At 68.5% G+C, this 19,466-nt stretch carries 16 protein-coding genes and 6 pseudogenes; 10 read left to right on the forward strand and 12 right to left on the reverse strand.

The window, feature by feature from the left end:
- The first annotated feature begins 51 nt into the window (after positions 1-51).
- On the forward strand, positions 52-1,002 hold the full coding sequence (locus ACTWQJ_RS06270) for a LysR family transcriptional regulator (RefSeq protein WP_443305619.1): 951 nt from the start codon (positions 52-54) through the stop codon (positions 1,000-1,002).
- 118 nt (positions 1,003-1,120) lie between these two features.
- Here ACTWQJ_RS06270 and ACTWQJ_RS06275 read toward each other — a convergent pair.
- The 4 genes and pseudogenes from ACTWQJ_RS06275 to istA all read right to left on the reverse strand — a co-directional run.
- Positions 1,121-1,585: pseudogene (locus ACTWQJ_RS06275) on the reverse strand (transposase); the annotation flags it as partial.
- A gap of 280 nt (positions 1,586-1,865) precedes the next feature.
- On the reverse strand, positions 1,866-2,660 hold the full coding sequence (locus ACTWQJ_RS06280) for an integrase (RefSeq protein WP_443305620.1): 795 nt from the start codon (positions 2,658-2,660) through the stop codon (positions 1,866-1,868).
- Between the two features lie 115 nt (positions 2,661-2,775).
- Positions 2,776-3,570 (reverse strand): IS21-like element helper ATPase IstB, encoded by a 795-nt coding sequence (gene istB / locus ACTWQJ_RS06285; protein WP_443305621.1) that lies wholly within the window; start codon positions 3,568-3,570, stop codon positions 2,776-2,778.
- Positions 3,567-5,228 carry an IS21 family transposase gene (gene istA, locus ACTWQJ_RS06290; RefSeq protein WP_443305634.1) on the reverse strand — a complete coding sequence of 554 codons (1,662 nt, stop codon included), beginning with the start codon at positions 5,226-5,228 and terminating at the stop codon, positions 3,567-3,569. The genes istB and istA overlap by 4 nt, the downstream gene beginning before the upstream one ends.
- A 183-nt stretch (positions 5,229-5,411) precedes the next feature.
- Here istA and ACTWQJ_RS06295 point away from each other — a divergent pair.
- Positions 5,412-5,854 (forward strand): annotated as a pseudogene (locus ACTWQJ_RS06295) (DUF6415 family natural product biosynthesis protein).
- A 226-nt stretch (positions 5,855-6,080) separates the two neighbouring features.
- On the opposite strand, the gene ACTWQJ_RS06300 reads toward ACTWQJ_RS06295, so the two are convergent.
- Positions 6,081-6,485: a hypothetical protein gene (locus ACTWQJ_RS06300; protein WP_362936816.1), complete on the reverse strand. Its 405-nt coding sequence runs from the start codon at positions 6,483-6,485 to the stop codon at positions 6,081-6,083.
- A 653-nt stretch (positions 6,486-7,138) separates the two neighbouring features.
- On the opposite strand from ACTWQJ_RS06300, the pseudogene ACTWQJ_RS06305 reads away from it, so the two are divergent.
- Positions 7,139-7,940, forward strand: a pseudogene (locus ACTWQJ_RS06305) (IS5 family transposase); the annotation flags it as partial.
- Here the strand turns inward: ACTWQJ_RS06305 and ACTWQJ_RS06310 are convergent.
- Both ACTWQJ_RS06310 and ACTWQJ_RS06315 read right to left on the reverse strand, forming a co-directional pair.
- A pseudogene (locus ACTWQJ_RS06310) lies at positions 7,937-8,126 on the reverse strand (mycothiol transferase); the annotation flags it as partial. The pseudogenes ACTWQJ_RS06305 and ACTWQJ_RS06310 sit on opposite strands and share 4 nt — an antisense overlap.
- 65 nt (positions 8,127-8,191) lie before the next feature.
- Positions 8,192-8,929, reverse strand: coding sequence for an SDR family NAD(P)-dependent oxidoreductase (locus tag ACTWQJ_RS06315; RefSeq protein WP_443305623.1), 738 nt, complete (start codon positions 8,927-8,929; stop codon positions 8,192-8,194).
- A gap of 84 nt (positions 8,930-9,013) precedes the next feature.
- Between ACTWQJ_RS06315 and ACTWQJ_RS06320 the strand changes: the two genes are divergently transcribed.
- A complete protein-coding gene (locus ACTWQJ_RS06320; protein WP_235455200.1) occupies positions 9,014-9,655 on the forward strand; it encodes a TetR/AcrR family transcriptional regulator in 642 nt (213 codons plus the stop codon).
- A gap of 275 nt (positions 9,656-9,930) precedes the next feature.
- Positions 9,931-10,470, forward strand: coding sequence for a GNAT family N-acetyltransferase (locus ACTWQJ_RS06325; RefSeq protein WP_443305624.1), 540 nt, complete (start codon positions 9,931-9,933; stop codon positions 10,468-10,470).
- Positions 10,471-10,814: 344 nt separating this feature from the next.
- Here the strand turns inward: ACTWQJ_RS06325 and ACTWQJ_RS06330 are convergent, their stop codons facing one another.
- Both ACTWQJ_RS06330 and ACTWQJ_RS06335 read right to left on the reverse strand, forming a co-directional pair.
- Positions 10,815-11,513 carry a hypothetical protein gene (locus tag ACTWQJ_RS06330; RefSeq protein ID WP_443305625.1) on the reverse strand — a complete coding sequence of 233 codons (699 nt, stop codon included), beginning with the start codon at positions 11,511-11,513 and terminating at the stop codon, positions 10,815-10,817.
- A gap of 128 nt (positions 11,514-11,641) precedes the next feature.
- Positions 11,642-11,986, reverse strand: coding sequence for a hypothetical protein (locus tag ACTWQJ_RS06335; protein ID WP_443305626.1), 345 nt, complete (start codon positions 11,984-11,986; stop codon positions 11,642-11,644).
- A gap of 283 nt (positions 11,987-12,269) precedes the next feature.
- Here ACTWQJ_RS06335 and ACTWQJ_RS06340 point away from each other — a divergent pair.
- From ACTWQJ_RS06340 to ACTWQJ_RS06360, 5 genes and pseudogenes are all read left to right on the forward strand, one after another.
- A pseudogene (locus ACTWQJ_RS06340) lies at positions 12,270-12,644 on the forward strand (SMI1/KNR4 family protein); the annotation flags it as partial.
- A 467-nt stretch (positions 12,645-13,111) separates the two neighbouring features.
- Complete coding sequence (locus ACTWQJ_RS06345) at positions 13,112-13,672, forward strand: hypothetical protein (RefSeq protein ID WP_443305627.1); 561 nt, start codon at positions 13,112-13,114, stop codon at positions 13,670-13,672.
- A complete protein-coding gene (locus ACTWQJ_RS06350; RefSeq protein WP_443305628.1) occupies positions 13,639-14,385 on the forward strand; it encodes a hypothetical protein in 747 nt (248 codons plus the stop codon). The genes ACTWQJ_RS06345 and ACTWQJ_RS06350 overlap by 34 nt, the downstream gene beginning before the upstream one ends.
- Positions 14,386-14,730: 345 nt before the next feature.
- Entirely contained in the window at positions 14,731-15,429 is a 699-nt protein-coding gene (locus tag ACTWQJ_RS06355) for a hypothetical protein (RefSeq protein ID WP_443305629.1), read from the forward strand.
- Between the two features lie 31 nt (positions 15,430-15,460).
- Positions 15,461-17,749, forward strand: coding sequence for a protein kinase domain-containing protein (locus ACTWQJ_RS06360; protein ID WP_443305630.1), 2,289 nt, complete (start codon positions 15,461-15,463; stop codon positions 17,747-17,749).
- A gap of 6 nt (positions 17,750-17,755) precedes the next feature.
- Here the strand turns inward: ACTWQJ_RS06360 and ACTWQJ_RS06365 are convergent, their stop codons facing one another.
- The 3 genes and pseudogenes from ACTWQJ_RS06365 to ACTWQJ_RS06375 all read right to left on the reverse strand — a co-directional run bounded on the left by ACTWQJ_RS06365 (position 17,756) and on the right by ACTWQJ_RS06375 (position 19,297).
- Positions 17,756-18,439 carry a DUF7019 family protein gene (locus ACTWQJ_RS06365; protein ID WP_443305631.1) on the reverse strand — a complete coding sequence of 228 codons (684 nt, stop codon included), beginning with the start codon at positions 18,437-18,439 and terminating at the stop codon, positions 17,756-17,758.
- Positions 18,440-18,700: 261 nt separating this feature from the next.
- Positions 18,701-18,986 (reverse strand): annotated as a pseudogene (locus ACTWQJ_RS06370) (cell envelope biogenesis protein OmpA); the annotation flags it as partial.
- Positions 18,977-19,297 carry a hypothetical protein gene (locus tag ACTWQJ_RS06375; RefSeq protein WP_443305632.1) on the reverse strand — a complete coding sequence of 107 codons (321 nt, stop codon included), beginning with the start codon at positions 19,295-19,297 and terminating at the stop codon, positions 18,977-18,979. The pseudogene ACTWQJ_RS06370 and the gene ACTWQJ_RS06375, both read right to left, overlap by 10 nt.
- Between the last annotated feature and the right edge of the window lie 169 nt (positions 19,298-19,466).

Here is a 19,466-nt window from a genome sequence, read left to right on the forward strand (position 1 = left end):
ACAATGCGGAATTACTGTACTCTGCCTTAGGATGAACCTTAGCCTGACCTAATGCGTTACGACCTCAACGACCTGCGACTGTTCCTCCACATCCTCACGGAGGGATCGATCACCGCCGGCGCCCACCGTATGCACCTGAGCCTGCCCTCAGCCAGCGCCCGAGTGCGCTCGCTGGAACACCACGCCGGAGTGGCCCTGCTGATCCGAGGACGCCGGGGCGTACGGCCCACCCCAGCGGGGACGACCCTGGCCCGCCACGCGCGCGACGTCCTCGACCGGACCGCCCGGCTCGAAAGCGCCGTCGCGAGCTACGCCCGACCCCAGGCCGCGCCGCTGATCCTGCTCGGCGGTGGCTCCGCGATGCACCGGCTCGTACCGCAAGCCCTGATCTCATTCCTCCACGCCCACCCGGACACCGACGTCACCGCGTCCGAGAGCCGCACCCCCCAGACCGAGCGGAAACTCGCCGACGGCGAGGCGGACCTGGGCATCCTCCTAGACGACGAGGCCGGCGGTTGCGGGCTGCGCACAGAGCCCCTCGGCGACGACTCCCTCGTCGTCATCGGGCAGGCCGGAGGAATCCTCGCCGAGCGGAGCGCACTCACCTACCACGAGACCGCTGAACACCCGCTCGTCGGCCTCGACGCCAGCTCCTCGCTACGCCGCTGGATCGAAAAGCACCTAGGACCTCACGCCCCCGTGGTGCGTTACCGCACCACTGTCACCGACCTCGGCGTCCTCATCTCCCTGGCCGCCGCCGGCGCCGGCCTCGCCGTCGTCCCGCGCCGGGCCATCGACGCCCGCCAGAGCCTGGAGGTATGCGAACTCCAGGAGCACTGGGCCCGCCGCCGCCACCTGCTGGCCTGGGGGGTCACGGACCGCGCCACCTCGACAGCAACCGAGACACTCGCCGAACACCTCCGCCGGGCGGCCCAGCCTGAGCCCCTCGACCGCAGCGCACACCGGGACAACCTCGATCGATTGCCCGTCCACGACTGCTGACTGACCCTCGCCGTGTTCGCCCCCGCCACAAAGCGCCGCGCCGGTCCCGTCGGTCGACCAGCGTGCCTGTGTATGCGGAATCAACCCAGACGATCGCAATCCCGGGATGCACCAGGTGCAACCGGAGCAGCACCACCTTGGCCGCGTCGCGGTCCTGGATGTCGGCCGCGGCGACCATGACGAGCAGGACCAGGCCACGAGTGCCGACGACGATGTGCCGCTTGCGGCCATTTTCTTCCCGGCGTCGTGGCCGCGGCTGTCGCGGCTGGCCGTCTCGGACGCCTTCACGCTCTGGGGGTCCACGATCACTGCGGCCGTCTGAGGAATAGCCCCGGCGGTTCCGTGCGCCCGTGCGCTTACGCCCCGCCTCCCAGGCGCTGATCGCACTGCCGCCCGTCGATCCGCCGGTGATCGCATTGAGTTCGTCGGCAGCTTCCTCCTGCGTCAAGTTCCGTGCCAGGCGGGCGCGTTTGAGCGGCGAGTCCCCGCTCGTGGATCCGGTCACCGCTACCCCCAGGAAAGTGTTGGGCCCATCAGCGCCTCGCGACCGCGCTGGGCCGCACTCTGGTTGTTCCCCTGACACACCAGTTTCAGCGGCGCGATCCGTAGAGGCCGACGAGTTGCCGAGACTCGTGCCTTACATAACTGTCAGGGTTGCGAGCCCTTGACCTGCTGAGCTATTTGACAGGTGTAGATAAGGCCCGACGAGCCGGAGTAATGGTGTGCGAGCACGAAGCTCTTGGCGGGCTCCTCGTTGGCTGCGTATCTCTCAGCGAGTGTCGTTTGTCGATGAGTTCGGATGTCGCCCGAGGTCCTGCGAGCCACTGAATGTCGGTGAGATTCGATGTCACTCGGACGTACGGTCAGGCCTCGCCGAGGTCGGTGCAGTGTGCGATCGTCGCATCGTCCGCCGCCACCGCGTGGCGTGCCTCCGCCTGCCGGACGCGATGGATGATTTCGGCGGGTCCGCTCGAGGCCAGGACGGCCATGACCCCTGGCCAGTCGGCGAGCCGGAACCGGTCCACGACGCGGCTGGCTCCGTTGCTGAGCAGGACGGCACCGGTCAGCTCGGAAATCGGACAGCTTCCGGTGATCGCCTCGTCTGCCGCCCGCGGGTCGTCCTTGGCCACCCAGAAGCCGCCCGGCTGGTTCCGGTTGGCGCGCAAGTCCCGGAGGACTCGGTGGTACTCGTTGCTGCCCTCGGCGGCGGCCTCGAGCGCGGGCTGGTACGACCGGCTGATGATCACCTCTCGGGGATCGGAGACGACGAGCGGCACGCCGTCTGTTCTGTCGAGCACGAGGACCGAGTCACCGAGCACCAGGTGCTCGATGAGGCCGTCGGACCGGCGCAGGATGGCTACGGTCGCCGACGGACTGATGGGGTCGGCGACGTCGCAGGTGTCCCGGTGATCGTCCGTCACCTGCTCGATGGCCTCGGCAAGCAGCGCAGCAAGGCTGCGGGCCCGCACGAGTGACAAGAGGCTGAGGAGGCTGCCTCCCAGGCGGCTGGCATACCAGGCCACGCCGTGCCGGCAGATCGATTCGGTGCCGGAGATGCCAGCGCCGTCGATCAGCACCGCTCCCGTCGGTGTGGCGCCAGCGAAGTCCTCGTTCGCGTGGCCAATCCGCGCCGCAGCGCTCGCCATCGTCACCCGCATGCCCTGCCGCCGCCCTCCCGCCGATCAAGGCGTCGACTTTAACAATCGCCGACGCCTGCAGGATGGACGCTCCGCTCGAAGGCCCATTCCTGGGAAATGACGTGATCGTCCAAGGTCAGACTATGGCGGCTTGTTCGGCTCGGGCTTTGGTCTGGGCGAGGCGGTAGGAGTCAGTGCCGGTCTCGATGATGGCCGCGTCGAAGGTGAGCCGGTCGACGATGGCTGTGCAGAGCCTCGGATCACTGAACGTCTTCGTCCAGCCGCCGAAGCTTTCGTTGGAGGCGATGGCGACGCTGTTCTTCTCCTCGCGTTCGGTCAGGACCTGGAACAGCAGCTCAGCACCCCTGCGATCAAGCTCCATATATCCTAATTCGTCAATACAGAGGAGATCGACGCGTCCGTAGCGGGCGATCGTCTTGGTCAGTAGCCGTTCGTCGGCTGCCTCGACGAGTTCGTTCACCAGTTTCGTGGCGAGGGTGTAGCGGACGCGGTATCCCTTCATCGCGGCCTCCGTGCCCAGCGCGATCAGGAGATGCGATTTGCCGGTGCCCGAGTCGCCGATCAGGCAGAGGGGCTGTCCCTTCCTGACCCACTCGCAGGTCGCGAGGGTGTTGATCGTGGCGGCGTCGACGTTGGGGTTGGCGTCGAAGTCGAACGCCCGCAGTGATTTCTCGCGCGGGAACGCGGCGGCCTTGATGCGCCGTTCCGAGCGGCGGCGGGCCCGGTCGTCGCACTCGGCCAGCAGCAGTTCGGCGAGGAAGCCCTTGTAGGACATCTGATCGCGCTTCGCGGCCTCGGCGAGGTCGGGGAACTGGCCCCGGATGGTGGGCAGCCGCAGCATCCGGCATGCCTGGTCGATGGCGGTGTCGGCGGCTTGTTCGGTCAGGCCGTGATGGCGTTGGGCACTCACGTCGCGTCTCCCTCGGTGGCAGGGGCACCGCCTGGGCGGCGGTGTCGTAACAGCTGGTCGTAGGGGGCCACCGAGGGCAGCGGCCGGGTGTCGGCCGGCAGATGGGACATCCGCCAGTCGGACAGGAAGGTGACCGTCGCCCGCTGTCGCCCAGGCGGCTCGGGCAAGGAAACGTGGGCGGGAGCGGAGGCCGCCAGTTCGTCGGCTTCAGCGGCCTTGCGGGCCTCCAGGGCGACCGCGTCCGCGGTCAACGCGCCCGCCCGCAGGGCCGTGGCCAGTCCGGCGACGATGTGCTCGTGGCTCATGTGCCGGCCCAGCAGCAGAACCTCGATCAGGGCCTTGGTGCCGTCCTTGTCGCCGTGGGCCGCCTGGGCGGCCGTCCACCAGTTGTCATGGACCGGCGTGAACTTGCCTGCGGACTTGGCCTGTTCGAGCGCGGTGGCGCCGGGGAAGGCGCCGGGCTTGCGGATCAGCGCCTCCAGGTAGTGGTCCAGCTCCAGGCGTGAGCCGGCCTTCGTGCTCAGCCGCTCGTGGCGGGCGACCTCCTGGCCCCGGTCGTAGACGATGAGGTGGTTGGCGTGCAGCATCACCCGCACCGTCCGGCCGATCAGCCGGACCGGAACCGAGTAGCGGTTGGTCTGGACGGCGATCTGGCTGTAGCGGTCGACCCGCGGCGTGAAGAGCCGTCCCGTCTCGAACAGCTCGGTCGGCAACGGCTTGAGCAGCGGTGCCTCGACGGCGAAGTACTCGCCCACCGTCCTCGCCCGCGAGCGGATTCTTCGGCCTTCGTCCTGAAGGTCCCACCGGTCGACCATTTCGTTGAGCTCGGCCAGCGAGGCGACCTCGGGAACGGGGACGAAGTGGTTGCGCCGGAAGTACCCGATCTGCCCCTCGACGCCGCCCTTCTCGTGGGCGCCTTCGAGTCCTGGCCTGCAGTAGAAGCTCTCGATGCCCCAGTGCGTGCGAAACGCGGTCCACCGCTCGCTCTCCTGACGGTGCCGGGCGAACCCGAGCACCTTGGCGACCGCGGCCTTCAGGTTGTCGTAGCGGACCTTGCCGCGAGGGGCGCCGCCCAGCACGGACAGCGCGTGAACGTGGCCCTCGAAGAACGCCTCCTGGCCGCAGGACGCGAAGACCCGGTGGACCGCCTTGCCCGAGTACGACAGCCGGAAGGAGAACAGATAGCAGCGGGTCACCACGCCGGCGAGGACGATGTGCACGTCCCCGAAGTCCACTTCTGCCTCGGTGCCCGGCAGATGGGTCTGCGGCACGAACACCTCCGACGGCCCCCGCCCCGCTTCCTGACGGATCTCCCCACGACGCGTGGCGATGTAGCCGCGGACCATCTGATACGAGATCTCCGCCGCGGCGTACTCGTCCAGTAGCCGGTCGAAGACCCGTTTGGCGGTGTGCCGTTGCTTCGGCGGCGCGTCCAGATCTCTGCGGAGCATCTCGTCGATCAGCGGCTTGTAGGGATCCAGCCTGGTCGGGCGCAGGGGCAGCTTCTTGCGCGGCTCGGGCCAGACCAGGTCCAGTGCTTTGCGGACCGTCTGCCAGGTGACCCCGTACTTGCGCTGCAGAGCGCGCATCGACGTCCCGGCGCGGTGGTCCCGGCGGATCGCCGCGTACAGGTCGGCCTTGGATTTCGACAGGCGCATCAGTGCCCCCAGCGGGAGATGCACAGCCATCGTCCCACCGCAAGGTCCCAACTGCCCCTAAAACACAGCGACATCGCTTTTACCGGAACAACGGTGACATCCGCGCTCAACGGCAAACGACACTACGACTCACCGACAGAGCCATGTGCGCGCCGGCTGCTCGCCGAGGACGCCGAGCCGCCCATGCCTGAGGAGCTGGAGACGCTCACCTTGCAGCTGCGCGGGCACATCATGCTCGCCATCCCCGAAGTCGAGGCCGCGGCCGGCAGGCTCCCCAACGACGACGTGCCCCGGCGTGCGCCCTCGCCTGCGTCGGGGAAGCCCGTATGCGGCTCGGGCTGGAGCCGAAGCCCAGCCTGCCCGCCGGAATCGCTCACGCGCAGTGCCTCGCCCGTTTGGTGAACGCCCTCCTCGACCATTTCGAGAACCTTGGCGGCGGGCGGGAGACGGCTGTGCAGGCGGCGCTCCGACGTCTCGGTGAGCACTGTGCTTCCTGCCGGACCTGCATGACCGTGAACGAGGCTGGCGAGAACGCCAACGTTCCGTGCGAGGCGGGCGCCCGGCTGTACGAGGAATGGCGGCAGGCGCGGCGCGGCCCCGCCGTGGTGGTGTCATCACACCGGTGAGACCCCGCCCGTCCCTACCGGGCAACCGACGGAATGCTACGACCTGTTGAAACACGCCTTCCGCAGTGCGGGGGATCCCGCGTTGAGGTGCGGAGATCCCGGTGAACCTTCGTACGCCAGCATCGTCGTTCTGGGTGGTCTGAGCGGGTTCCCAGGCGGAGCAGACGGCCCCCGCAAGGCCAGCGGCGCGGGTGGGGCGTACAGGGCTTCCTCTCGAAGATCAAGCTCAGCAGGGCCAGACGATGCCCCTGAGCCTCACGTTCCCCGAGTAGATCCAGCCAAGGGTCCAGTTCGGATAGGCGCTGACGTAGTACCAGGTGTTGCCGTAATCGTTCTTGTAGTAGCAGTAGATGGTCATCGTCCAGCCCTGCTGCAGGGTAGCCCTCGTGCCGCAGTCGGCGTAGGGCCCCGGCCGCAGCGGGGCGGTCGGCTCTTTGACTTCACCCCAGGTCGCGTCGTACGCGTCGGGGTCCGGTGACCAAGTCGAAGGACAAGCCAGAGCAGTTGCTCCTGCCGTGGCCGGAGTGGGCTGGGCGGGTGCGGCTGGCGCCGCCTGGGCAGGAACGGCCATCGCGCTGAGAGCAAGCGTGCTCCCGAGAGCGGCGGTCACGAGGATGCGACGGAAACGCATATGCAGGCTCCTCCAGGGAAGTGGACGTCCGAGCACCGACAAAACTCGCCTCTACAAGGGCGGATTGCGCTGACGGGCCGAGGACGGGATTGGTAGTCGACGACTGCCGTACGATCAATCGATCAACAACGAGCCTGGTGGCGGACACCAAGACGAATCAATAGCGGGCCGCTGTCCCGGACAGGCCGACCGCTGTCCGGCCTGGTCCCCCGCTTGTCCGGATTCTTGTCCGGCGGCAGTGTCGGCCTCGCATAGTGCGCCGACGAACTGCTGTCCACCGCTGGATGTATCACATGGAAGAGGCGGTGCTGTATGCGGGCCGACGCCCAAACGCGTCGACAAGCTCGTGCTGATCACGCCGAGCGTCAATGCCGTCTGCGCTCCCGAGGCAGTTGACGCGTCCCCAAATTGGGAACCGGCCGCGACGCGAGCGTCGCCGGACTAGCGGCGGCCGCCCGGCCCGCTGACCCGCTCCAGGCATTCCGTCACCTCACGAACTGCATTTCGTCGGTTCCTCGATGTGCTGCTGGGGAGGACGGGTCACGGGGTTCTGCGCATCGGGATGACGTCGGGTCCGGTGGGCATGGCGGGGCGGGCGGCTTCCGGTGTGGCTAGGCCGTGTCCGGCGGATCTTGTGACTGCCCCAGCCTTGCAGGGTGATCAACGGGATTCTGTTCCGGCAGCGCACCGGGGTACCGTGGCGGGATCTGCCTGCGCGTTTCGGTCGGTGGAAGACCGTGTACGAGCGGCATCGGCGCTGGTCAGCGGATGGCACATGGGACAGGCTCTTCGCGGCTGTCCTCGCTGATGCTGACGCGGAAGGCCGCATCGACTGGTCCATGGTGAGCGTGGATTCCACCTCCTGCCGGGCCCACCAGCACGCCGCGGGAGCACGTAGGAAACCCCGTGGCTTCCGGGAAAAGGCGCACGCCCCTGCAGCACCGCCCCGATGAGGGCCTGGGACGCTCACGGGGCGGCCTGACCTGCAAGATCCACCTTGCCGGTGAGGGCGGACGCCGCCCACTGGCCTTGCTGATCACCCCGGGGCAGTGGGGCGACGCTCCGCAGCTCATCCCGGTCATGGAGCGTGTCCGTGTCGCCCGCCGGGATGGCGGGCGTCCGCGGACTCGGCCTGGCCATCTCGGCGGAGACAAGGCTTACTCGTCCCGTCGCAACCGCCGCTACCTGCGGCGACGCCAGATCAAGCACACGATCCCCGAACCGAAGAACCAACGGGCCAACCGACAGCACAAAGGCAGCAGGGGCGGTCGGCCCGCCGGCTTCGACAGGACGATCTACAAACGCAGGAACGAGGTGGAGCGGACGATCAATGCCCTCAAGAGCTTCCGGGCTGTGGCGACGAGGTTCGACAAACGCGCCTACGTCTTCTACGGCACCGTCACCGTTGCCTCGATCCGACTTTGGCTCCGGTCGCCACCCACCGGAGAGACCTAGTAGTAGCCCTTCGCCCCGTCAAGCAGTTCCCTCACGATGTCCGCGTGCCGTCCACTCTCCTCAACGAGATGGATGAGCATCCAGGTTGGCGTTGCCGGAGCGGTAGTCGGGGTGGCGGCCGACGTCATCCAAAGAGGCCGCGGCCACGATCTCGTTGCTTCGGGCGCACTGGGCCTCGTACGACGCACACACGCGGCCGGGAGTGCGCCCCATCGCTTCGAGGGAACCGGATGCGCACCACCGGCCGTCGTTCAGGCCCGGGTGTAGCCGCCGTCGGCGAAGAGTTCGGCGCCGGTGACGAACGACGAGGCGTCCGAAGCCAGGAAGAGGGCGGCCTCGGCGATTTCCTCGGCGTCGGCCAGCCGCCCCAGTGGCACGACGGCCTCGGCGAACTGGTCGACGTCCGGCCCCGCGGCGCCCAGCAGGCCCGGGGTCCGTGTGGGTCCCGGGCTGAGCACGTTGACCCGGAATCGGCGCTCCCGCGACTGCCGGGCCCAGTTGTGCACGAAGTTGCTCACCGCCGCCTTCGAGGCGCTGTAGACCTCGAGTTGCTCATTGGGCCGCACGCTGTTGCTCGAGCCGACGACCAGGATGGAGGCGTTCTCCGCCAGCAGCGGAAGCGCCTTCTGAACGGTGAATAGTGGGCCCTTGACGTTGACGGCGAGCGTCAGGTCGACGTTCGCCTCGGTGTGGGCGCCGAGCGCGGCGTCCGCGACGATTCCCGCGTTGGCCACCAGCACGTCGATGTGTCCGGCCTCCTCGCGGACTCGCGCGTAGAGCGCGTCCAGGTCGGCCAGGATCGAGACGTCGGATCGTACGCCGGTGGCCGCAGGGCCCATCTCCTTGACTGCCGCTTCGAGGCGGTCGATGTCCCGGCCGGTCACGAAGACCCGTGCGCCCTCCCGGACGAAGCGGTGGGCGATGGCCAGCCCGATCCCGCTGGTCCCTCCGGTGATCACGGCCACCTTCTCCTGCAGCACGCCTGGCATGTCGAACCCCTTCAGTTATGGAATGGATCGTCCATAACGTAAGCAGTAATGGACGATCGAGTCAAGAATGGATAGGCTGAGACCATGCCGAGACCACGCGCATTCGACGAACGCCAAGTCCTGGAGCGGGCCCGGGAACAGTTCTGGGCGACCGGCTATGCAGGAACCCGGATGGACGACATCGCCCAGGCGACCGGCCTGGGCAAGGGCAGCTTGTACGGCGCATTCGGCGACAAGGGCAAGCTGTTCCACCGTGTGTTTGGCGACTGGTGCACCGCAGTCGTTGAGGTGGCCGAAGGGCGGCTGGCAGGTGGCCCGGACGCAGAGGCCTTGGCCCGGCTGTCGGGATACGTGCACCTAATGGCGGAGAACACCGCCTCCGACACCGAGCGCCGCGGGTGCCTGTTGGCCAAGGGCGCGGCGGAACTGGCCCAGCACGATCCGACGGTCGCCGGGCGGTCGGCCGAGACCATGACGGCGCTGCTGACCCTGCTGCGGACGGAGATCAGCGCCGCCCAGCGCCACGGCGACATCGATAGCGCTGCGGATCCGGAGCGGTTGGCGGCACTGCTGCTGACGGTGGTCCGCGGTATCGAGGCGGTAGGCAAGGCCGGCCTGGACCCGGAGACGCTGCGGAACATTGCAGACACCGCACTGGCGGTCCTGCCCATGCCCGAGGGGCAGAAACGCCTCGCAACCGGGCGCAGTCCGGCCCGCGAGAACTAACTTGGTGCCATCACGGTCACATGATCCGCCGGACAGTGCCTAGCAGGGCCACGATGGTGACGGGCTGCTGGCAGTGCGGGCAGTTGCGGGTCGCGGTCGGTTCCAGTGGATCCCGCTCGGCAGTGCTGTGACGGTTGTGTCCTGGCCGCGCGGTGGGTCTGGGAGACGGAGGGAACTCCGGTAGGGCTGGTGGTGGCGAGGGTGGGGCCCGGGCCGATGGCTTGATCGGTCCGCGAGTCTTGATCGCTGCCGAGCCTGCTGATTGGCTGACCGGCATGACTGATCTCGGACCCGTCGCCTGGCCGCCTGAGCCGATCAGGACCGAGCGGCTCGTGCTCCGCGAGTCCGAGGCCCGGGACCGTGCGGCGTTCATCGAGCTGCACGCCTCGCCGGAGGTGCACACCTACCTCGGCGGTCCCCGGCCGCGTGACGAGCTTGAGCGCGAGATGCCCGAGGTGCCCGGGCGGCGGCCCGGGAGCTTCGTCGTCGATCTCGACGGGGCGATGATCGGCCAGATCCTGCTCAGGAGAGCAACCGGGCACCGTCGCCCGGCTGCCGCGGGGAAGGCCGATCTCGGCTACCTGTTCCTGCCGCGGGCGTGGGGATTCGGGTACGCCGCCGAGGCGTGCGCGGCGGCACTCGGCTGGCTCGCCGGCGCGCTTCCCGGCGAGCCGGTGGTGCTCACCACCCAGACCGCCAACGTCGGCTCGATGCGTCTCGCGGCGAAGCTAGGGTTCACTGAGGTAGAGCGGTTCGAGGCCTGGGGCGCAGAGCAGTGGCTCGGCATGTGGTCCCCGGTCACGCCGTCCGATTGAGCTCGTGCTCGACAGTGCGGATCCGCAACTCGACAGCACTGCTAGGACGGAGCCCAGCGCTGTTGAAACTCGTGAACATCTCACCAGGCGGAGACGGCCGAACGCCTCCCGAAGCGCTGTCCGTTCTCGTGGACGAAGCCAGGCCGCCAGCGAACTAGGAAGAGGGCGACCCCACGAGAAGTTCGGCGACGGCCGGTCCGCAGCAGCCGGGGCTGCTGCGGGGCGTGGTGGCGAGCCACGCCATGCCGGCCATCGTGCGACACCCGGCCCGCAAGGGACCAACGACCCGTAACCGGATGCCGCGTCTTGGGGGCGGTGGGCGGATCCGCGCTCACCGCCGGTTTCTACCTTCTGGGACTGCGTTGGGCGGCCTGCTCGAGGATCCGCCGGCGCGTCCACCGCCGGCGCCCGCCCTTCTCGGTGACAGCGTCAGTGGTCTCCAGCATGGGCAGATTGCCCTGCGAGAGGCTGCTGGAGAAGGAGTTGAGACTCTTGAACCCCAGCAGTGCCGCCGCCTGTGACGCGCCCAGGAGCTCGTCGGGGTCGCCGTCGACGGGGACGTCGGGCAGCGACTGCGCCGCCCGCTTCGCGCCGGCGCGCTTGCCGCGGCCGGGCCGGGTGGCCATCCAGTCCAGCAGGGTCTGCACGCGCCACATCTGCCGGCGGTAGGGGTTCTCCGCGGTGCCCAGCTCTTCGACGACGTCCGGGTCGGGGAAGTACCCGGGGTGGTCGCGGACGAAGGTGGTGACCTGGTTGGAGTTCTTGTACCCCAGGAACCTCGAGGCCGCCGCGGCGTTCAACAGGTCCTGCGGGTCACGGGCGGGCGGTGTGTGCTCGCGGAGCCTGGCTGGCGGGCGGTTGGCGAACCACTCGGTGACCTTCGCGTGGTCCCACAGCCGGGCACGGCCCCGCGTGCCGGCGATTTCAGGGAATCCGTTCTCGGCGCGCTCGTTGTAGAGGCCGCTGATCCGCGCGGGCGTCAGGCCCTGTTCAGCCGCGATCTCGGCAGCGTCGGCCAGGCGAGGCTCACGGCGCGAGGTCATGGCAGAACCGTCCGTCCTGTCAGAAAGCGAGCCGGCCTGCCCGACTCACAACCCACATAATGGCAGGAGTTTGGGGTGGGGGTCCAGTGCGCCGCCCAGGTTTGCCCGGGCGGCGGACGAGAACGGGGTCATTCCTCAGGGATCAGGCACACACCACGGCGGGCTGCCGCCTCGGCCATCTCCGAGTAGGCCATGGCCGCCGGGGTCATCTCCCACTCGGCCAGGGCGAGCAGCAAGAGCAGCTCGTCGCGGTCCTGGGACGTGTCGCACGGCATGCCGGCCGCAGTCGCGGCCGCCACTAGATCCCCGGGGGACAGCCCGGCGAAGCGGGCCGCCACCGTGTGGCGCAGGCTTTCAAGGCCCTGCTGGTACAGCTCGTTCGCTTCGCGCAGGAGCAGCACCAGGTCCTCGTCGTGGCTGGCCGGTGCGGCCGCGGCGAGGTCGAGGATGCGCTGGGTGGTCGTCGTCATCATGGGCAGTATGCCTTTCAGGGAAGATCAGGTGCGCCCGGAAGTGTGGGAAGCGGCACAGCCGTCGCACGGCGCGCGACGGTCGCGGCGGGCCAGATCGGGCTCCTTGCGGGGCTCCTTCTGCAAGGCCGCCCGGACCCGCTCCTGGAGGGCGGTGAATTCCGGGCCGTCGTCCGGGTGGACGAACGCCAGGGTCGGGGTGCCCCGCAGGCTTGCCGAGTGGGATCGTCCTGCGCTGGGGAAGGGTCGGGGCGCCGTTGTCGGTGCCGGATGACACCATCCGGCCATGAGTGGCGAGTCTTTCAACTGGCATGAATTCCTGGGACGTTGGCAGGAGGAATGGGTTCTGCGCGAGGACGAGGACGGCGGGCAGACCGTCGTCCCCCCGGGCAGGCCCGGGGCGGACGAGGCGGCGATCGCCGCGGCCGAGGAGCGGCTGGGGCGGCGGCTGCCGCCCTCGTACCGGGAATTCCTGGCCGTGAGTGACGGGTGGCATGTGGACGAGACGGCCGGGGTCTATCGGCTCGGTGGCGCCGCGGACATCGACTGGTTCCAGGATCCGTACGGCATGACCGCGCTGTACGAGCAGAATCTGGGCGACAACCCGCGCATGGAGGACGTCCTGCTGGCCGGGATGTGGCAACGGGCGCTACGGCCCGAGGTTGCGGCAGCCAGGCGCCCGGCCAAGCAGGACCAGGCCACCTCGACCTCGATCACGCCCCGGCTCGGCCGCAACCGGACGCTGCCACCCGCGTTACCACCCGAGAACCTGCCTGGGATGCGGGCTACGGCCGGTCGCCCACACCAATGCGAAGTACTGCCGCACACGCGGCCCGCGTACCCCGCCGCCGCTGCGGCTCGCCGGACTACTACACGGCAGGGCTGTGCCGACGCTGCCACAAAGGTGCGCCACCGCTGCCCGACTCGTGCTGATGCCGCGACGCCTGGGGGTTGTTCAAGTCGACCGGCGGCATCTGCGACGCCTGCCGCGACTGGGCCAGACGCCACCCCGGCGAAGCCGACTGCACCTCCTGCGGGCGCACCGCGTCCCTGAACCCGGAGAGCGAGTGCCGTCTGTGCTGGCGCCGACGACGAGCCTGGGAGCGCGACGGGTCCAACCCCGACCGCTTGGAGGCAGTCACCGGCGGCCACCAGCTCTTCTTCAACGGCATGGAACAGCGCCTGGCCCTGATGGTGCCGCCCGATCGCCGGCCACCGCCCAAGCGTTTCCGCACCCGCCGCACCCGGTCGCGCAAGCGGCCGGCCCTCCGGTCCATCCGCCCGGCCGTCCACCGGCAGCTCGTCCTGTTCGACTCCCGGCGCGACTACGCGCGCATGCGCACCCGGATGGTGCCCGATCCCGCGCTGCCCGAACTGCTGGAGTCCCTTGAAGCCGTCTGCCTCGGCCTCGGCGAACGCCGCGGTTGGCGGCGAGACCAAACCGCGGCCGTCAACCGCGCGCTGAAGCTCCTGCTGGCCACCCAGGACACGCCCGGCGCACCGATCGCGGCCAGCACCGTGAAGATGCTGCGCGCGATCCGCCTGCTGGTCCAGCCGACCATCGACGTCCTGGAGCATGCCGACTTCCTGGTGGAGGACCGCACTTCGGCCGTGACTACCTGGGCGGAACGCAAGACCGCGCATCTGCCCGCCCCGTGCGTGCTGAGCTCGCCGAGTGGTTCGAGGTGATGTTCAACGGGAGCACCACCACGCCGCGCCGCCGTCCCCGCTCGGATCGGACCATCCGCAACCACATCTACGCGACGCTGCCTGCGCTCAACACGTGGGCCTCCGCGAAGGATTCACTCCGCGAAGTCACCCGAGACGACGTCCTCGACGTGCTGCCCAATGGCGGGACGGCCCGCAGCGAGATGATCCAGGGCCTGCGATCGATCTTCCAGATCCTCCACGCCCGCCGACTCGTCTTCACCAACCCGGCCGCACGGATGCGCGTCGGCACGCCCGAGATCCGCGTCCCGGTATCGCTGGACGTCCCGGTCCTGCGCCGCCTCCTCGACGATCCTGACCCCGTGCGTGCCGCCTGCGCCTCTCTGCTGGTCTTCCACGGGTTGCGGCCCCGTCAACTGCGCGGGCTGCACCTGACGGACATCGCCGACGGCCGACTGCACATCGACGGGCTGCGGATTCTCCTCGCCCCGCATGCCAGAGTCGCCCTGAACGCCTACCTGGCCTACCGGGAGCGGCAGTGGCCTCGCAGCGGCAACCCGCACCTGTTCATCAACAGGGCCACCGCCGGACGGCTGATACCCGTGACGGGCGGATGGATCAACACCGTCCTCGGCATCCCCGCTCAGGCCCTGCGCGAGGACCGCATCCTCGATGAGGCACACGCCTGCGAGGGAGACCCCGCCGCATCGCCGAGCTCTTCGGTCTCACCGTGAACGCCGCCCAGCGCTACACCGCCACCGTCGATCACGTCAGCTTCGCCGAACATCATCGACGATACGGGCCGTCCTCCGGCTCGTGACCCAGATCTGGGAGTCGTTCGTTGCCCCGTCTTCCGACCGCGATCCAGGACCGTGTTCATCCGTACGTGTGATTCGAGGAAGGGCTTCTGGCCCCAGAGCCGGGCGAGCGCCGACCCCACCTTCGGTTTCCGAGGAGCGCATGCAGCGAGTTCCGGCTCCACCCACTGACCAAGCCAGCCCTCTGAACACCGCCCAAAGCACATCCCCCCGTGTGCCACTCTGGCGGCAGCAGAAGCCGGGAGAGCGGGGGTAGCCACGATGGGGCGCATCGGCAGCCAGTCCAGGGGGATTGGCGCGAGCCTGTGGTTACTGATGTTGCTCACGGTACTCGTTCTCGCCGACTCCGGATCCATACACCCCTCGGCACGAGGGATCTTCGTGTACTCGTTGGTCTGCGGGACAATCCTGGCCCCTTTCTACTTCTGGTCCGGCCACGCGGCATGCGCTTTCGTCCCGCTCTCCCAGCAGATCTACCGCTATCAGGAGCAGTACGGCCGGGTCCCCGACGAGCGCCACCCGATGGCCGACGAAGTGAAGCGGCTCCAACGGATCGTAGCCTTGCCCGTCATGCTGCGCCTCGTGCTGATGGGCTTGACGGTCTACCTGTCCCACCGGCTGGGTTGGGGCTTCGAGTTCGTGGGCACACATTTCCTCCTCGCCATCCTGTGGGCGGCGGCAGCCTTCACGGCGCGTGGTGGCTTCTCGCGCAAACCCTTCCATCCGCGCCGCAAGTCGCTGGCCGTCGGCCTGCTGTTCTACGCCGTCGGCATACTGCTGCCCGCACCGTTGGTGCTGTTCATGGTCACGACGCTCCTCATGAGTCTCCTGGTACGGACCATCGGCCTCGGCATGTTCCAGAACTCGTCGATGCACTCGCAGGACGCGATGGACCGCATCGGCATGTGGAAGTACCTGCAGTCCGTTCCATCGGACCGCCCGGCCGACCCGGAAGGGTGACCACGTGTGGAATCCATTCCGCGGGAAGCCTTTGAGCCCCGAACAACTGCGGCAGCGCGCCGAATCAGCCCTCGACCGGGGCGACCGCATCAGTGCCCTCGCTGCGCTGGAGACGGCGGTCAGGGCCAACCCCGAGGACAGCGAGAGCCACCTACAGCTCGGACGCCTGCTGTGGTCTTGGGGTAGTCCGGAAGCAGCCCGGCAGGCGTTCAACGCGGCTGCAGTGCTGGACGCAGACTGTGCCGAAGCACAGGAGGCGTTGGCTCGTCTTCCGCCCAGGCCGGTGCAGCCGGTGGAGTTCGGCGTGGGCGATGTCATCTGTGGAGCTACGCAGCGCTATCGCGTGACCGGCATCGGCGAGGGCGGATTCTCCGTCGTCTACCTGGTTGAGGCCGAGGGCGACCATGAGGGCGAGCGTCTCGCTCTGAAGACCTTCCGCGCGCACGCGGCCTGGGACAAGGACAGCCGGGCCCGCGTGTACCACGAGGCGGCGGCCTGGCTCGCGCTCCCGCCCCATCCGCACATCGTCACTGCCAAGAAGTTCGAGGTCGTCGACGACGTGCCCTATCTGGTGCTGGAACAGGTTGACGGACATGCCCTCACCCATCATCTGTCCGTGAGGCCGCTCTCCCTGCTCCGCTGCCTCGACTACGGAATACAGATCTGCGACGCCATGGCGTTCCTGACGCGTTGGGGGAGGCACGCTCACGGGGACCTCACGCCCGCGAATGTACTGGTACGCCCGGACGGCCGGGTGCAGCTTACGGACTTCGGGGGAGCTGCAGCCGCCGGGGAGGCCGAAGTGGTCAGATACGACCTGGCACTTCTGCGCCCCGAGACAGCCCGGCGCTATGTCACCTATCCGGGCACTGCTGGCTACATGCCGCCGGAGTGGGCTGCGACGGGACGCCGCACACAGCGTGGCGACCTCTACTCCTTCGGTGTCCTTCTCGCAGTCATGCTCGGGCAGCGCCTCGAGAGCGCGGTCAGGGCAGTCCACGCGGTCACACGTCAGAGCGGCCATGACCCTCACGAGGGCGAGGAGCTGCTGCAATGGCCGCCCGAACTCATCCAACTCGTACGGCGCTTGACTGACTATTCACCACGTAGGCGACCCGCGTCGTTCCGGACTGTACGCAAGGAACTCGCCGCGCTGCACCGGCAGCTCGCCCCCGACGGGACGCATCGTACGCACCCGGCCGGTGCTGCGCCGCGCAGTACCGGTCGTGCCGTCCCATCCACCCCTGCCGAGCGGGCGGTTCGCTATCGGGACCGAGGCGCTTCCTTCTACGCTCTGCGTTCCTACCGGACCTCATACCGCCTGCTGAACGCTGCCCTGTGGCTGGATCGGCACGACCCCGTCTCCTGGGCGCTCACGGCACGCCTGCGCTGGACACTCGGCCAGCAGGACATCGCCCAGAGCAGTGCCACACGCGCCGTGCAGCTGGTTGGCCGAGATCACAACGCAGCGCTGGCCGTCGCCGAAGCCCTCATCGCCATGGAGGACTTCACCCGAGCAGCTACGGTCCTTCGCCCGCTCCTCGCCGAGCCGAAACATGCTGCCTCGGCCTGCGCCCTGCTGTGCCGGGCCGCAGCTGTCGACGGACAATGGCAGGACTGTGCGAAGTGGGCCGACCACGCGTGGGGGCACGGCAGCCGGAGCCTGCATCTACGTGCCACGAAGGCGCTCGCGCTACACTTCTGTGGTTGCACCGACGATGCGCTAGACGCTGCGGCCGATGTCATCCGCCAACGTCCCCTCATCCGCCTGGCATGGCTGGTGAGGTGCCTAGCTCAGCTGGCGCACGGTGATCTCACGGGCGCAGAAGAGGCGTTCGCCCGCGTCCGCGACCTGTCTACCGTCTTCGACGCCTCCGCGTGGGCCCTGCGCGGACGCATCGCCGCGGAGCACGGCAGCCATGATGAGGCGGGTCGCTCTGTGGTGGAAGCCCGGGCCGCCCTGTCCGAGGCAGAGGCACTGGACCGGCACATCGCCTCGGCCCTGCTGACCGAGGGGGAGTGGACTGAGCATGCCCTCGAACGTTCCCGAGCCGTCGGGGACTTGACGGCGCAAGCCGTCAGTCAAGTCCGCGCCGGTCCCCTCCACCACGCGCAGGCACTAGAACTGATCAGTCGTGCCGCCGAGATCGACCCGTCGTCCGTACACGTCGCGGACAGCGTATGTATCGTAGTCCGCGAACTCGGGGGATTGCTCCAGGCGACCGCGGTCGCCCGTTCCCACTTCTCAGGTCACAGCCTCGAACGAGTCCTGAAGACGCTGTCCAGCCCCCGTGCGATCCGCCCGGTCGACATCCTCTAAATCACCTCAGTCCGCAAGGGCAACATAGAGGGGGGTACCGAGCAGAATCGTCCGCGCCCCATCTGCAGAGACCCCTTCGATCAGTCGCCGCGCCACGAACTCCACATCCTGGGTAATCCCCGGGAGTGCTCCGATCGCTCTTTCGACCGCGTTCAATTCTCGCCCATCGCCGCCTTCCCGACCGCGCAACAGCCGTACCGCGAGCGCGTCACCCGGCGAGGCCGGATCCGCCTGGCGCAGCGCTTCCAGCATGGCCGGAGCGTGCGACCCGGACGGGCGGGCCACCTCACAGTCTTCCTGCTGCCCGACGACGTTCCAGCTTGAGCCTCCCAGCCCCACGCTGCGCCCCTCCTGCCGCCCTCCGAAGAACACCACCCCACTGGCAAGGTCTCCATCCACGGTGCCGAGTGGGCCCCACGTCATCGGCAATCGGCCGGCGAAGTATGGGGCGGGCTCACGGAGCGATCCGACAGCGTTCTCGCCCTTCAAGTGGTCCACAACCATGCGCAGCTTGAGATAAAAGTTCTCCGGTGCAGTGTCGAACGACATGCGCCCTTTGAGGAGCTTCAGGTCGACTTCCAACTCACCAGCCAACCGGCGGCGCTTACGCATGGTGATCTGCTCGTAGAGCGCGTCGACCTTGTCGGACGAGAAGTACAGAAAGTGCTTCGGCCAGTTCGAATCTGACATCGGCTCACCTGTTCCCACTGCGTTCAACTTCCAGGCTCCGTTGATAATGTGCCCATAGGGCGGGATAGACCCTAGCGTTTTGTGGCAGGTCAGCAGGCAGACAGCGCGCCAAGAGCGCATGCGAGCGGGCACTTGTGGTACCCGAGTGCCGGCCACTCCCACTTCGGGCGGTTCCGGAACCCAACGCTCTACGCTGGTCTCTACGCACCTTGGCACGTGGGTTCCGTCGAAGCAGTGCTTTGGATCTCGCGAACCCCCGGGGGATGAGCATGGGGCAGTGCGCGGCGGCGCACGGCAGGCACTCGGGGTGCAGCGCCAGTTCCGGGGAGCAGCCCCGGCTCACGTCGGTAGGGCGGACGATCAGGAAGCACCGCTCGTCCAGTGGCTGGCCGCAGATCTGGCACAGGCGGTGCAGGAAGGCGGTACGGGCCCGGTCGGCGTCGAGACTGCCGAACGCTGCGTGGCCGCCGTGGATCAGGGACACCCATGGCACCACGAGCCCGCCCGCCAGAGGCCGGCGCGCACAGCGTTGGGGGATCAGGTGCATCGGTGGCTTCCTTCGGATCGCAGGAGGGTGGGCCGGCTGGGAGCGATGACGGCCGGGCAGTAGCTGCCCTCCGGTGGGGGAGGGCCGGTCAGGAGTGCTTCCCAGCGGGCGTACCGGCAGTCGGTGGCGGCGTGCAGGCGCAGGTGCAGCCAGCTCAGGTCTTGTCCGGCTCGGAGGACGGCTTCGGCGCCGATGGCCGCGGCCCGGGGGTACGCCGTGGCGTTGGGGTCGGCGGCCGCCACGATCAGGCCCGGCCGGTGGGGCATGTGGCGGAGCGTGAAGTTGGTGTAGCTGCGGTCGTCCAGGAGCACGAGCGGAGCACTCTGGTACTCCTCGGAACTGAATAGAGGTGACGGCAAGTGTCGGAGGGGGACTGGGCACGGGCAGCCCGATCGGGTCGTCGTCGAGGCTGTCGTTGATGACCAGCACCGGCTGGTGGGGTCTCTCCTCAAAGGCTTGTGCGGAGGGGGACATGGTGGG

This window comes from Streptomyces sp. KR55 (genome assembly GCF_052245645.1).
Classification (GTDB): Bacteria; Actinomycetota; Actinomycetes; order Streptomycetales; family Streptomycetaceae; genus Streptomyces; species Streptomyces flavusporus.